11 protein-coding genes are annotated in these 13,856 nt (G+C 67.8%); 6 read left to right on the top strand and 5 right to left on the bottom strand.

All coding sequences use genetic code 11. The annotated features are described in order from the left end of the window. Positions 1–2 precede the first annotated feature (2 nt). Entirely contained in the window at positions 3–380 is a 378-nt protein-coding gene (locus ASF54_RS08905) for a sterol carrier family protein (RefSeq protein WP_055961028.1), read from the top strand. 76 nt (positions 381–456) lie between these two features. Continuing rightward, a complete protein-coding gene (locus tag ASF54_RS08900; RefSeq protein WP_055961025.1) occupies positions 457–822 on the top strand; it encodes a hypothetical protein in 366 nt (121 codons plus the stop codon). Positions 823–863: 41 nt separating this feature from the next. Here the strand turns inward: ASF54_RS08900 and ASF54_RS08895 are convergent, their stop codons facing one another. The 3 genes from ASF54_RS08895 to purF all read right to left on the bottom strand — a co-directional run bounded on the left by ASF54_RS08895 (position 864) and on the right by purF (position 4,800). Beyond that, complete coding sequence (locus ASF54_RS08895) at positions 864–2,435, bottom strand: hypothetical protein (RefSeq protein ID WP_055961022.1); 1,572 nt, start codon at positions 2,433–2,435, stop codon at positions 864–866. After that, positions 2,417–3,250, bottom strand: coding sequence for an ABC transporter ATP-binding protein (locus ASF54_RS08890; RefSeq protein WP_084816058.1), 834 nt, complete (start codon positions 3,248–3,250; stop codon positions 2,417–2,419). Before ASF54_RS08890 ends, ASF54_RS08895 begins: the two co-directional genes overlap by 19 nt. Positions 3,251–3,336: 86 nt before the next feature. Beyond that, positions 3,337–4,800 carry an amidophosphoribosyltransferase gene (gene purF / locus ASF54_RS08885; protein WP_055961017.1) on the bottom strand — a complete coding sequence of 488 codons (1,464 nt, stop codon included), beginning with the start codon at positions 4,798–4,800 and terminating at the stop codon, positions 3,337–3,339. Between the two features lie 71 nt (positions 4,801–4,871). Between purF and purM the strand changes: the two genes are divergently transcribed. Together purM and ASF54_RS08875 are read left to right on the top strand one after the other, a co-directional pair. Next, a complete protein-coding gene (purM, locus tag ASF54_RS08880) occupies positions 4,872–6,017 on the top strand; it encodes a phosphoribosylformylglycinamidine cyclo-ligase (protein WP_055961016.1) in 1,146 nt (381 codons plus the stop codon). A 263-nt stretch (positions 6,018–6,280) separates the two neighbouring features. Then, the gene (locus ASF54_RS08875) at positions 6,281–6,475 is read left to right on the top strand and encodes a hypothetical protein (RefSeq protein ID WP_055961013.1); all 195 of its coding nucleotides are present in this window, start codon (positions 6,281–6,283) and stop codon (positions 6,473–6,475) included. 80 nt (positions 6,476–6,555) lie between these two features. Here ASF54_RS08875 and ASF54_RS08870 read toward each other — a convergent pair whose 3' ends face one another. Beyond that, on the bottom strand, positions 6,556–6,792 hold the full coding sequence (locus ASF54_RS08870) for a DUF3073 domain-containing protein (protein WP_055961010.1): 237 nt from the start codon (positions 6,790–6,792) through the stop codon (positions 6,556–6,558). Between the two features lie 184 nt (positions 6,793–6,976). Here ASF54_RS08870 and ASF54_RS08865 point away from each other — a divergent pair, with 184 nt between their 5' ends. Then, entirely contained in the window at positions 6,977–8,113 is a 1,137-nt protein-coding gene (locus ASF54_RS08865) for an NAD(P)-binding domain-containing protein (protein ID WP_055961007.1), read from the top strand. 110 nt (positions 8,114–8,223) lie between these two features. On the opposite strand, the gene ASF54_RS08860 is transcribed toward ASF54_RS08865, so the two are convergent. Next, positions 8,224–10,431 (bottom strand): APC family permease, encoded by a 2,208-nt coding sequence (locus ASF54_RS08860; RefSeq protein WP_370275155.1) that lies wholly within the window; start codon positions 10,429–10,431, stop codon positions 8,224–8,226. 187 nt (positions 10,432–10,618) lie between these two features. Here ASF54_RS08860 and ASF54_RS08855 point away from each other — a divergent pair, with 187 nt between their 5' ends. Next, entirely contained in the window at positions 10,619–13,771 is a 3,153-nt protein-coding gene (locus ASF54_RS08855; RefSeq protein ID WP_084816057.1) for an efflux RND transporter permease subunit, read from the top strand. The last annotated feature ends 85 nt before the right edge of the window (positions 13,772–13,856 follow it).

Raw genomic sequence — 13,856 nt, 5'->3', positions numbered from 1 at the left:
GTATGGCCAAAGCGAGAATCGATCCCTCCACGGGGCGGGCGGCCGTCCGCACGGCACTCGACGAGGGCACTGAAGCCGCGAGGCCGACGACCGCCACGGCGGTCCGCTATCTGCTGCAGCTGCTCGGCGACCGCGAGCCGGGAGCGACGGTCGAGGTGCGGGTTCCTCCGTTCGGGGCCGTGCAGTTTCGCGAAGGACTGAGCCACACGCGCGGCACCCCGCCGAACGTCGTCGAGACCGACGCGCAGACCTTTCTGGCGCTCGCCGACGGGCGACTCCGATGGGAGGACGCAGTCGACCGCGCGCTCGTGTCGGCGTCCGGCAGCCGGGCCGACCTCGTCGGATACCTTCCCATCGCGTGGGGTGGGTCAGCCCGGTGAGCCGTGGGATCCTCGGCTCTCTCGAAGCGAAGCTCGCCGGGTCGGGAAGAGCGGCTGTTCCTGAGAGAATGGAGCCGTGAGTACGGCACCCGACGATCTTCCGCAGCCCGAGCCGCAGGTCAGCGCGACCCGCGACGAGGTGCGAGTGCGCCGAGCGCCGAAATACCCGGTCTTCATCTTCGGCGGAATCGTCGTGGGTGTCGTCGTCACGTTGATCGCCGTCGTGGCTGCACCCGGTGACGACCAGACGCCGTTCGCGCAGGTCTTCGGCTACTTCGTGCTCTACGGCATCGCGATCGGCGCTCTGGTCGGAGCGATCGTCGCTGTCATCCTCGACGCGATCCTGTCGCGCCGCGGTCGTTCGGTCGAAGGGGAGCGGACGGTCGTCGAGACGCCCGAGTCTGACGAGGCCGATCAACCGGTCGACGGCGAACTCGAATAGTCAGTCGAGCAGCACCTCCTCAGCCCCGAGCGGGCTGATCGTCAGCGCTGGACGCGGAGGCGGGCCAGCAGGTCGGGCCCGCGCCGATCGAGCTCACGGCCGCCGATTCGCACTCCGTTGACCAGCAGCGTCGCGCCGAGCCCCAGCCCGACCATCAGCGTGATCGCGCCGAGCAGGGCGCTGCCCGTGGCTCCCGCGACCACCGCCAGCACGATCTCGGGCAGCGAGAGCAGCAGCAGAACGCCCCAGGTCGCGAACGTGGTCACCGAGGTGGTGAACCCGGCCCCGGTCTTCGCGGCGAAGGGGCTGTCGCCCGGCGCGGGCACCGGCAGCACGATCCGCGCCGACGACACGCTCGAGAGCCCCAGCCCGGTGAGGAGCATCCCGAGCGACAGGCCGAGCAGAGCCGGCAGAGACGACCAGGATCCCGCAACCGCCACCGAACCGACCGTGATCGCGACGACGATGGGCACTGCGAACGAGGCGACGGCGATCACGCGCCCGGCGCGATCGGCGCGGCCGGGCAACCCGGCCGACAGGTGCGCCGCGAAGGCGGTGGAGTCGTACGACAGGTCAGTGAAGATCGACAGCGAGACGAGCACAGCGACGACCGGACCCGAGGCGGTCACGAGGCCCGGCAGATCGAGCGTGCGGCTGTTGACGAAGAGCAGAATCGGGAAGATCGGGATCAGGATCAACTGCCGGCTGTAGCGGGGGTCGCGGATCCAGTAGGTCAGGGCTCGGGCCGCGACGGCGCCGGTGGGGGTGGCCGGAAGGCGGGCGAAGAGGCCGATGTCGCCCGCGGCCGCGCTCTTCGAGGCCGGCTGCTGGGTCGAGACGAGGGCCGTCGCGAGGCTGCGGCGCCAGACGACGACGACGATCGCGAGCGTGGCGAGCGCGATGAGCAGCTTCAGCGCGGCGGTACCGGGGTGGCCGAGGGCGATGTCGGAGGGGACCGACCAGGCGGCACCGAGCGGGCTCCAGCTCAGGCCCTCCGCCAAGACGGGCAGCGTCGCTGCAGCGCCCCGGAGCCCCTGGGCGAGCACGGTGATGGCCGGGCCGAGCAGGAGCAGTGGAATGAGCAGCAGGATCCCCGAGATCTCGCGGTACCGCCGGTGGGCGGAGAGGCCCGCGTTGAGCGACTCGATCATCCGTGACGCGCAGACGCAGGTCAGTACGGCGAGGGTGGCCACCAGGAGGGCGACGAGGGCGATCCCCGGCTGGCGCCACCAGGTGGCGGCCGTGAAGAGGCCCGCCAGGAGCGTCACCGCGCCGGGGATGCCGAGCAGACCGCAGACGGCCAGGGCGGCGACCAGGCGGGTGGGAGCGAGCGGGAAGATCTTGAGGCGCGCGACGCTCAGCGTCTGGTCGATCCCCGACGCGAGCAACGGCACGATCGCCCAGCCGAGAAGGGTCGCCGACCCGGCGAGCACGACGATCGTCTTGATCAGGCCGACCGGGGCCGATCCGAGAAAGGCGAGGCCGACGAACACCACGGCCAGAATTCCGACGCCGTAGATGCCTCCGGCGATGACGGCGACGAGCTGCCAGGGGCTCCGCGCCAGGGTGTTGCGCAGCACCAGCAGCCGAAGGCTCAGGAGGTGCGCAACCACTCCGGCCCCCTCGTGTGGTGGCGACCGCCGACGAGATCGACGAAGACGTCTTCGAGGTCTCGCCCGCCGCGGACTTCGTCGACGGTGCCCGAGGTCAGCACTCGCCCGGAGGCGATGATGGCCACGTGGTCGCACATGCGCTGCACCATGTCCATCGCGTGGCTCGACACGATCACCGTGCCGCCCGACTCGACGTAGCCGTGCAGGATGTCGCGGATGTTGGCCGCCGAGACCGGATCGACCGACTCGAACGGCTCGTCGAGCACCAGCAGTCGTGGTGCGTGCACCAGAGCTGTCGCGAGCGCGATCTTCTTCGTCATGCCGGCCGAGTAGTCGACGACGAGCTTGCCGGCCGCCTCGTTCATGTCGAGCAGGTCGAGCAGGTCGCGGGTGCGCGTCTTCACGGTCTCGCGGTCCATGCCGTTGAGCAGGCCGTGGTAGGTGATGAGCTGCTCGCCGCTGAGACGGTCGAAGAGGGCGATCCCGTCGCTGAGCACCCCGACGAGTCGCTTGGCTGCAGTGGGATCAGCCCACACATCGGTGCCCAGGATCCTGATCTCTCCCGCATCGGGGCGGAGCAGGCCCGTCGCCATCGAGAGCGTCGTGGTCTTTCCGGCGCCGTTCGGGCCGACGAGGCCGAAGAAGGATCCGGCGGGAACCTCGAGATCGAGACCCTGCACCGCGACCTTCTCGCCGAACCGCTTGGCCAGGCCGCGAATGCCGAGCGCCGGGGTGCCCGTGTCGCCGCTCGGCCGACTCGGCGCGACCGAGTCGAGCAAACGCATCGCAGGGTCGGGTGGAGGAGCATCAGACATGGTGCCGATCAGCCTACGCACCCGCCCGGTCTCACCACGGGGTGAAACAGGGGGTGCCGCCCGAGCGGGGGCTGGGTGCGCCGGGCTCAGCTGAGCTGGTTCGCCTCGACCCACGCCAGGTATTCGGGGGTGACCGAGCCGGTGACGTAGTCGCCCGTGAAGCAGCTCATCTCAAGGTCGGTGACGTTCGACCCCTCGGTGATCGCGGCGCGCATGTCTTCGACCTCCTGGTAGATGAGATGGTCGGCGCCGAGCACCTTGGCGATCTCGGGGATCTTGCGATCGTGCGCGATCAGCTCCTGCCGGGTCGGCATGTTGATGCCGTAGACGTGCGGGAATCGCACGGGAGGCGCGGCCGAGGTGAACGTGACCTCGTTGGCGCCAGCGGCGCGGGCCATCTCGACGATCTCGCGCGAGGTGGTGCCGCGCACGATCGAGTCGTCGACGATCAGGATGTTCTTGCCCTTGAACTCGGAGCCCATCGCATTGAGCTTCTGACGGACCGAGCGCTTGCGCTCCGCCTGCCCCGGCATGATGAAGGTGCGGCCGATGTAGCGGTTCTTGTAGAAGCCCTCGCGGTATTCGATGCCGAGCTTCTGCGCGACCTGTGAGGCCGCGGGGCGCGACGAGTCGGGGATCGGCATAACTACGTCGATGTTGCCCGTCGGGGCGTATTTCGCGACGGTGTCGGCGAGCTTGTCGCCGAGACGGAGGCGGGCGTCGTAGACCGAGATGCCGTTCATCACCGAGTCGGGGCGGGCCAGGTAGACGTACTCGAACGAGCAGGGCACGAGGCGGGGGCGCGAGTGGCACTGCTTCGAGACCATCTCGCCGTCGAGCGTGACGAATACGGCTTCGCCGGGAGCGACGTCGCGGACGATCTCGTAGCCGGCCGACTCGAGCACGAGACTCTCGGAGGCGACGATCCACTCCATGCGGCCGCTGCCGTTCAGAGCCTGGCGCTTGCCGAGGATCAGCGGGCGGATGCCGAACGGGTCGCGGAAGGCGAGGAGGCCGTGGCCGGCGATCATCGCGATGGCGGCGTACGAGCCCTCGACGCGATCGTGCACGCGCGTCACGGCGGCGAAGACCTGCTCGGGGTCGAGCTCGTGGCCGTTGACCTGCTCTTGCAGCTCGTGCGCGAGCACGTTCACCAGGAGCTCGGTGTCGCTGTTCGTGTTGAGGTGCCGACGGTCGATGTGGAACAGCTCGCTCGTCAGCTCACGCGTGTTGGTGAGGTTGCCGTTGTGAATGAGCGTGATGCCGTAGGGCGCATTCACGTAGAACGGCTGCGCCTCCTGCTCGTTCGAGGCGGCGCCCTTGGTCGCGTAGCGCACGTGGCCGATGCCCATGTTGCCGAGGAGACCCCGCATGTCGCGGGTGCGGAAGCCCTCGCGAACCTGGCCGCGGGTTTTCGAGACGTGGAAGATGCTGCCTTCTGCGGTAGCGATTCCGGTCGAGTCTTGCCCCCGGTGCTGAAGCAGGAGGAGGGCGTCGTAGACGAGTTGGTTTGCTGGCTCGTGCGCGACGAGACCGACGATGCCGCACATGCGCAGCTGGCTCCAGACCGTAGAGTTGGGCTTACCCAGACAGTCTGTCATGCCTGCGATTGGAACGAGAATTGACCAACTCCGCCGCCTCGAACGTCTCGAGCTCCGTTGCGTCCGCCTCGAGTTCGTATGCGGCGGCCGGAGTCGACACCGCCGCCGGTGACCTCGCCGTCGAGTTGATGAAGTCGGCCGTCTCGGCCACGCACACCACCAACGTGATGGGTGGGGTCGGCGGTTTCGCGGGCCTCTTCGACGTCTCGTTCCTCAAGAGCTTCGACCGCCCGCTGCTCGCCACGAGCACCGACGGGGTCGGCACGAAGGTCGCCATCGCGCAGGCGCTCGACAAGCACGACACCATCGGCCAAGACCTCGTCGGCATGGTCGTCGACGACATCGTGGTGGTCGGCGCCAAGCCCCTTTTCATGACCGACTACATCGCCTGCGGCAAGGTTGTCCCCTCACGCATCGCCGACATCGTCGCCGGTATCGCCCGCGGCTGCTCGGCGACCGGCACGGCCCTCGTCGGCGGCGAGACCGCTGAGCACCCCGGCCTGCTCGGACCCGACGACTACGACGTCGCGGGGGCTGCGGTGGGCGCGGTCGAGTCGGGCTCTCAGCTCGGGCCGCACCTCGTCGAGGAGGGCGACGTGGTGCTCGCGCTGGAGTCGTCCGGCCTCCACTCCAACGGCTTCTCGCTCGTGCGCCACATCCTGCGCTCGGCCGACCTCGGCTACAGCGACTCGAACGCCGACCTCGGCGGCGTCATCGGCGAGGTGCTCCTCGAGCCCACACGCCTCTACACGTCGCCCCTGCTGGCCGTGCTCGACGAGCCGTCGCTCCGAGGGAGCGTTCATGCGCTGAGCCACGTGACCGGAGGCGGGATCGCCGCCAACCTCGCTCGAGTGCTGCCGGTCGGATCCTGGACCGAGGTCGACCGCGGCTCCTGGTCGCCGGCCCCGGTCTTCCGTGTGCTGAGCGACATCGCCGGGTCGACCCTCGAGTCGAGCGAGGGCACCTGGAACCTCGGCATCGGCATGATCGCCGTCGTCGCGCGCGACTCCGCGGTCGCGGTGACTGCCCACCTCGAAGCAAGTGGAATTCACACCTGGCAGGTCGGTGCCGTGTCGGTCGGCATCCGCGACCTCAGCGGCTTCGAGCAGGGCGCCAAGGGCGTCGACGGCGGGGCCGTGCGGCTCGTCGGGGCCTACGCGGGCTGAGCCGAGCGGCGGTTGCCGAGCCTCGCGGGTCGGGGCGCGCCAAATGGCCGAATCGTCGGGCGGCTCCGCCGGATCCTGAAGTTCAGGCCATCTCGCTGGCCCGACGAGCGCAGCCGCCTAAACGGGGGACCGGCGGGGCACAGGTCGGGAACAGCGGAGTCCGCATTTCGCGGGACAAACGGGCGATTTCGACGTACTCTGTGATGGTTGCTCAACGATGAGCGGCACGGCAATGACGCCACATCACCCCAGAGGACCACCCGATGTCTTTCACCCGCACAGTCACCGTCATCGATCACGAGGTCGTCGTCCGCACCGTCGAGGTGCCCGACGAGGCTCCGGCGCAGACATTCACCGCGATCACCGGCGGGCGTCGCACCGCTGCATTCACGGCGGCTGGCGGACTCTTCGTCATCGCCCTAGCCCTCATGCCCGCGGTGACGGCCGCATTCCACTGAGCCGTCGCCCGCATCTCGAATGACGAATGCCGCCTCCCGAAGGAAGCGGCATTTCGCTGCGATGTTCGCCCAGCGAGCGCTCAGGCCGACTTGTGCTGCGGCTCGTCGTGCTCGACGAAGTCGTCGGCGTACTTGTCGACGTACTGGTCATCGGTGTCGTCTTCTTCTACCTCGTCGGCCCACTTGTCGACGTAATTGTCGTCGCCGTGCGGGCTGGAGAGCTCTTTTTCGAGCGCACCGTAGTTGGTGTCCGGGCTGAAGTACTTCAGCTCGCGGGCAACCTTGGTGTGCTTGGCTTTTTGACGGCCACGCCCCATGCGAGACCCCCTCGTGATTCTGGTTCCGGTTGACTGCAGATGCGACTCGAATCGAAGCGCGCTTCGACTGGAATCACCACCGAGCCCGGGAACTACCGACAGGTAAATGGTGCAAAACTAACCGCAACCTTAGCATGTGCCCGCACGGCACGACCCCGAGTCGAGCTACGGCCAGAATGGATGCATGGTTGTCGCATCAGGAGCCCCCTCTGCCGCTCCGCGAACCAGGGTCGTCATCATCGGTGCCGGTCAGGCCGGACTTTCGGTCGCCTACTACCTCCGCCGGTTCGGTCTCGTACCGGGCTCCGACTTCGTCGTCGTCGACCGCGGCCCCAGCACTGGGGGAGCCTGGCAGTTCCGCTGGAGAGCGCTCCGTCTCGGCACCGCCCACAAGGTCAACGACCTCCCCGGCCTCGCCGACCTCGGCCTCAGTTTCGACACCGCCGACCGGAGCGTGCCGGCGCGCGACATCGTCTCCGACTACTACGACCGCTACGAGCGGTACTACGACCTCCGGGTGCGCCGCCCGGTCGAAGTCCGCCGGGTCGACGAGTCGGGCGACGGCGACCTCGTCGTCGAGTTCGCTCACGCATCAGGATCCAGCTCTCCCGCCGAGACCGAGACCCTCACCACCGAGATCGTGGTCAACGCCACGGGGACGTGGGGCTCGCCCTTCCGCCCGTACTACCCCGGTCGCGACGACTTCGCCGGTCGGCAGCTGACCACAGCCGAGTACGTCTCCGCCGATGAGTTCGCCGGGCAAGACGTCGTGGTCGTGGGCGGGGGAACGAGCGCCATCGGATTCCTCCTGGAGCTCGAGAGGGTGGGCGCGACGACGACCTGGGCGACGAGGCGACCGGTCGAGTGGTTCGACCAGCAGGAGCTCGGCGTCGAGATGGGGCTCGCGGCGGTCGGCGAGCAAGACGAGGCGGCGAAGCTGGGGCTCGCACTCCCGAGCATCGTGAGCGGCACGGGGGTGCCCATGACGCGTCGCAATCGCGCCGGCATCGACCGTGGGGTGCTGGTCGATCGGCCGATGTTCGCCTCGATCGAGAAAGACGGGGTGCGGTGGGGCGACGGATCCTTCGCCCCGGCCGACGCGATCATCTGGGCGACCGGGTTCCGGCCCGAGCTGCGGCATCTCGCACCCCTCGGCCTGCGGAGCGCCCAGGGCGGCGTGGCCGTCGAGCGGGGTGTCTCGACGGTGGATCGGCGGGTGTTCTTCGCGGGCTACGGGCCGCAGGCGTCGACGATCGGGGCCAACCGGGCCGGGCGGGTCGTCGCGCGACAGGTGCTGCTGGCTCTGTCTCGCTCGCGCTAGCCCGGTCGCTTCCGAATTTGAAGGAGATCCCGGCCGACACGCCGCGCCGATCCGCCTCACTTTCGCGGATCGGCGCTTTTCTCCTTCAAATTCGGGAGGGGAGGCGGGGGCTAGCGACGCGGCGGGTCGTCCTGCGACTTCTTCGAGGGCGCCGACGCGCTGTTGCGGGCCGTCGACCGGGCGGCAGCGGCCTTGCGGCGCGACTTCGTGGTGGTACCGCCGTGCTGGTCGTGCTTCGGCGCAGCGGCGTTCGCGGCGGCCATGGCCTTGTCGGCCTCCGCCTGGGCGATTCTCGCCGAGGCCGCATCGGCGTGCATGCTCCGCGGCACGGGTTTCACCGGGCGGCGCGGTTCTCCGGAGCGGTCCTGGCCCGGGAAGACCCGCGAGCGACGGCCGTAGAGCAACTCGGACGAGTCGAGGAGCCACGGCACGAGCGCCACCGTGACGCCGTGGGCGAGCATGAGCTTCTGGCGGATCCTTCGGCTTCTGTGGTTGTGGAGCAGTGACTCCCACCAGTGCCCGACGATGTAGATCGGGGTGTAGACGGTGACGACCTCGGCGCCGAATTCTTCGCGGTGCGCCTTGATGTACTTGATCACGGGCACGGCTACGTCGCGGTAGGGCGACGGGATGATGATGAGCGGGACGTCGATGTTCATGTCGTCCCACTGCTTTTGCAGGCGGTCGGTCGACTCATGGTCGACGGCGACGTGGATGGCCTCCAGAGTGTCGTGCCGAGCCGCAATGGCGTAGTCGATCGCCTTGAGCACGGGCTTCTGCATCTTGCCGACCAGCACGATCGCGTGGTCGCCCGATGCGCCGAAGGTAGTGGTCTCGTCGACCTCCACCTCGACATCGACGTCGCGGTAGTAGCGGTTGACGCCGAGCATGAGGGTGAACAGGATTGGCATCACGACGAAGACGATCCAGGCGCCGTGTGTGAACTTCGTGATGGTGACGACCACGAGCACCGTGAACGTCATGATCGCGCCGATCAGGTTGATCGTCAGCGAGCGCTTGATCTGACCCCGGTCGACGGTCGCGGGATCGCGCAGGAGCCGCAGCCAGTGGCGCACCATGCCGGTCTGGCCGAGTGTGAACGACACGAAGACGCCGATGATGTACAGCTGGATCAGCTGGGTGACGTTCGCCCGGAAGATGAGCAGGATCACGCTCGCGATGACCGCGAGCACGATGACGCCGTTCGAGTAGATGAGTCGGTCGCCGCGGCTGTTGAGCGCCTTGGGGGCGTAGGTGTCGCGCGCGAGGATGGAGCCGAGGAGCGGGAAGCCGTTGAAGGCCGTGTTCGCGGCGAGAAGCAGCACGGCCGCCGTGACGGCCTGGATCACGTAGAAGGCGATGCTGCCCGGGCCGAAGACCGCGCTCGCCACCTGCGAGATCAGGCTCGGCTGCGGAGTCGTCGCGCAGTTCGCCATGCCGATCAGGTCGCAGGCGCGCTCGGCGTAGTGCACCTTCGAGATGAGTGCCACCGAGACGAGACCGGCGAACAGCACGATCGCGATGCCACCCATGAGCACGAGGGTCTTCTGCGCGTTCTTGACCTTGGGGAGCCGGAAGGCGGGCACGCCGTTGGCGATCGCCTCGACGCCGGTGAGAGCCGAGCAGCCGGAGGCGAAAGCGCGGAGGAGGAGAAGGACGAACGCCGCGTGGGCCACGTTGTCGCCCTGCACGGTGTAGCCGGCGCTCTCGGCGACCGGTGCGTCGCCCATCGCGGTGCGCACGAGGGCCACGATGATCATCACGAACACGCTGGTGATGAAGAGGTAGGTCGGCACCGCGAAGGCTTTGCCGGATTCGCGGACACCGCGAAGGTTCACGGCGGCGAGCAGGATCACGAAGAAGATCGCCATCTCGACGCGGATGCCGTTCAGCTCGGGCAGCGCCGAGATGATGTTGTCGACGCCCGACGCGACCGAGACGGCCACGGTCATGACGTAGTCGACGAGCAGGGCCGACGCGACGATGAGGCCGGGCTTCTCGCCCAGGTTCTTGCGGGCGACCTCGTAGTCGCCGCCGCCCGACGGATACGCCTTGATGAGCTGCCGGTACGAGAGGACGACGACGATCAGAAGGATCACGACCGCCGCCGCGACGCCCGGCGCGAGAGTGAGGAACCCCAGCCCGCCGATCAGCAGGATCATCAGGAGCTCCTGCGGCGCGTAGGCCACGGAGCTCAGGGGGTCGCTCGCGAAGATGGGGAGCGCGAGGTGCTTGGGAAGGAGCTGCCCCTCGAGCTTCTCGGAGGAGAGGGGCTCGCCGATCAGCCAGCGCTTGGGAGACCGAACGTCGTTACTCACGAGCCGCAAGCCTAATCGCGTGCAATCGGCTGTCAACACCAGCGCGACACGCTCTATTCCCCCAGTTCTCGGGTCCCTCCCAGTCGGCTCACTGTCTTGAGTCCGAGCGAGGCACAGCCGCCCCCCAGTGCGGCTGGTGTTGCATAAGAAAACTGTCTGTTTTTTCGGGTCATCGGGTGGAGCCTTCGTGCATCTTCTTTCTGTCTTCAGCCTGCGCAACCGCGCGCTGATCGCTCTCATCACCATCGTGGTGGCGATCTTCGGCGGCTACGCGCTGACTTCGCTCAAGCAGGAGCTGATTCCCGACATCCAGTTCCCCCAGGTCGCGATCGTCTCCTCGTACCCTGGAGCCTCTCCGCAGGTCGTGAACGACAGCGTCTCGGCTCCGATCGAGAAGGCGATCCAGGTGATCCCCGGCCTGAAGTCGACCACTGCGACGTCGCAGACCTCCGAGAGCAACATCTCGGCCGAGTTCGACTACGGCACCGACCTGCCCGCCACCGAGGAGAAGATCCAGCAGGCGATCGACACCGTCTCGCTTCCCGACAGCGTCGACACGCAGGTGGTCTCGGGCAGCCTCGACGACCTCCCGGTCGTGCAGCTCGCCGTCACAGGCGGGCCCGCCGACAAGCAGAAGCTCGTCGACGACCTGACCAACATCACCGTCCCGGCCCTGCAGAAGCTCGACGGTGTGCGACAGGCCTCGGTCTACGGCGATGCCGGGCAGCGCGTCACCATCGAGCCGGATCAGGAGAAGCTCCAGGCGGTCGGGCTCTCGACGGCGGCCATCAAGGACGCACTGGACGACAACGGCACTCTCCTGCCCGGTGGCCAGATCACCCAGAACGGCAAGACCCTCTCGATCCAGTCGGGCGCGCGCCTCACCTCGGTCACTCAGGTGAAGAAGCTGCCGCTGGTCGGGGCGAAGAACGCTCTCACCGGTCAGGTCGAAGCGACCGACATCGCCGACGTGGCCACCGTGAAGCTGACCAGCGCCCCGGTGACGTCGATCTCTCGCGTCAACGGCAAGGACGCCCTGACGATCGCGGTGACGAAGACCCTTGAGGCGAACACGGTCAGCGTCTCGAGCACGATCCGCGATCAGATCTCGTCGCTCGAGTCGAACCTGTCGGACGGCGTCAAGATCGAGGTGGTCTTCGACCAGGCCCCGTTCATCACGCAGTCGATCGAAAGCCTCTCGACCGAGGGGCTTCTCGGCCTCCTTTTCGCGGTCGTCGTGATCCTCGTCTTCCTGCTGTCCCTCCGGTCGACGCTCGTCACCGCCATCAGCATCCCCACCAGCGTCTTGATCACGTTCATCGGGCTGCTCGCGTCGAACTACACGCTCAACATCCTCACGCTCGGTGCCCTGACGATCGCCATCGGGCGCGTGGTGGACGACTCCATCGTCGTCACCGAGAACATCAAGCGGCACCTGGTGCCAGGAGTCGACCGGATCACGGCCATCACCGAGGCTGTTCGCGAGGTCGCCGGTGCCGTCACAGCCTCGACGATCACGACCGTCGTCGTGTTCCTTCCGCTCGCCTTCGTCCAAGACGTCACGGGCGAGCTCTTCCGGCCCTTCGCGCTGACCGTCGTGATTGCGCTCGCCGCCTCGCTCTTCGTGTCGCTGACGATCGTGCCCGTGCTCGGCTACTGGTTCATGCGCGCGCCGAAGATGCACAAGCACGAGGTCGGGGCCGAAGCCCAGGCCGCCACGGTGCCTGCAACGACTCCGTCGACCGCGCCCAGAGCGCCCGGCGCGACCCGCATCGACCCGGAGCCGGCCGACCGCCTTCACCGCGTGTATCGGCCGATCCTGCTGGCGACCCTCCGTCACCCGTGGATCACCGTCGTGGCCGCCCTCGTCATCTTGGCCGGGTCGGGTGGGGCCGCGACTCTCCTGACCACGAACTTCCTCGGATCCTCGGGTCAGAACACCCTCACGGTCACGCAGGTGCTTCCGGCCGCGTCGAGCCTCGCCGTGCAGTCCGACCAGGCGGAGAAGGTCGAGAAGGCCCTCGACTCGACCGACGGGGTCGAGACGGTGCAGCTCACGATCGGCTCCAGCGGAAACTCGCTCGCCGCCTTCTTCGGCGGAACCGGCGGCAGCACGGTCACGTACCAGATCACCACCGACGAGAACGCCGACCAGGATGCCCTGACGGCGACCGTCCGCGACCGGCTCGACGCGCTCAGCGATGCCGGAGACATCTCGGTGGAGGCCTCGAGCGGACTCGGCTCCTCGAGCGACATCGAGGTGAACGTCACCTCGAACGACGCTTCGACGCTCGCGACGGCGTCCGACCGCGTGCTGAAGGCGATGAAGGGACTGCCCGCCACCGCGGGAGCGTCGACTAACCTCTCGGCCGCCCAGCCACTCATCGGCGTCGAGGTTAACCGCGCCAAGGCAGCCTCGTACGGGCTTTCCGAGCTCGATGTCGGAGGCATCGTCTCGCAGGCTGTCCAGCCCTTCCAGGTCGGCTCTCTCGAGATCAACGCCTCCACGGTCGACATCTACACGATTCCGACCGACCCGCCGAAGACGCTCGCCTCGCTGAAAGACGTCGAGATCCCGACGTCGACCGGCACCGTTCCTCTATCTACGATCGCCACGGTCTCACAGACCGAGGGGCCGACGTCGATCACGACCGAGAACGCCGTTCGCAGCGCGACGATCACGATCACGCCGTCGTCCGACAACCTGTCGGCCGCCAACTCGCAGGTGACCGATGCGCTCGCCGGAGTCGACCTGCCGAAGGGGGCCACGGCCGCGATCGGCGGCGTGACCGCTCAACAGGGCACCGCCTTCACCGACCTCGGCATCGCGATCCTCATCGCGATTCTGATCGTCTACATCGTCATGGTGGCCGCGTTCAAGAGCCTGCTGCAGCCCGTGCTCCTTCTGGTGTCGATCCCGTTTGCCGCCACCGGGGCGATCCTGTTGCAGCTGATCGCGAAGGTGCCCCTCGGCGTTCCGTCGGTGATCGGATTCCTGATGCTCGTCGGAATCGTGGTGACGAACGCCATCGTGCTCATCGACCTCGTCAACCAGTACCGCCGTCGAGGGCTGCGGGTGCATGAGGCTCTCGTCGAAGGCACGTCGCGGCGCCTCCGTCCGATCCTGATGACCGCCCTCGCCACGATCTTCGCCCTCACCCCGCTCGCGATCGGGCTCACCGGGCACGGATCGTTCATCTCGCAGCCGCTCGCGCTGATCGTCATCGGCGGACTCGTCTCGTCGACCGTTCTGACCCTCATCGTGCTGCCGGTGCTCTACTCGCTGATCTATTCGTGGCTGGAGCGACGAGCGGACCGCCGGGAGCGCGCGGCGGCGTAGCGACACAGACGAGGATCCGACACGGGCGGCAGTCGCGGATCCTGCCCTCGCATCTTCGTCACCACTCGCGTAGTGTGTGTGGGTC

The sequence above is a fragment of the Frondihabitans sp. Leaf304 genome (assembly GCF_001423105.1).
In the GTDB taxonomy this organism is placed as follows: domain Bacteria; phylum Actinomycetota; class Actinomycetes; order Actinomycetales; family Microbacteriaceae; genus Frondihabitans.
The sequence above is the reverse complement of the archived record's forward strand: the minus strand, read 5'-3'. Positions and strand labels throughout refer to the sequence as shown.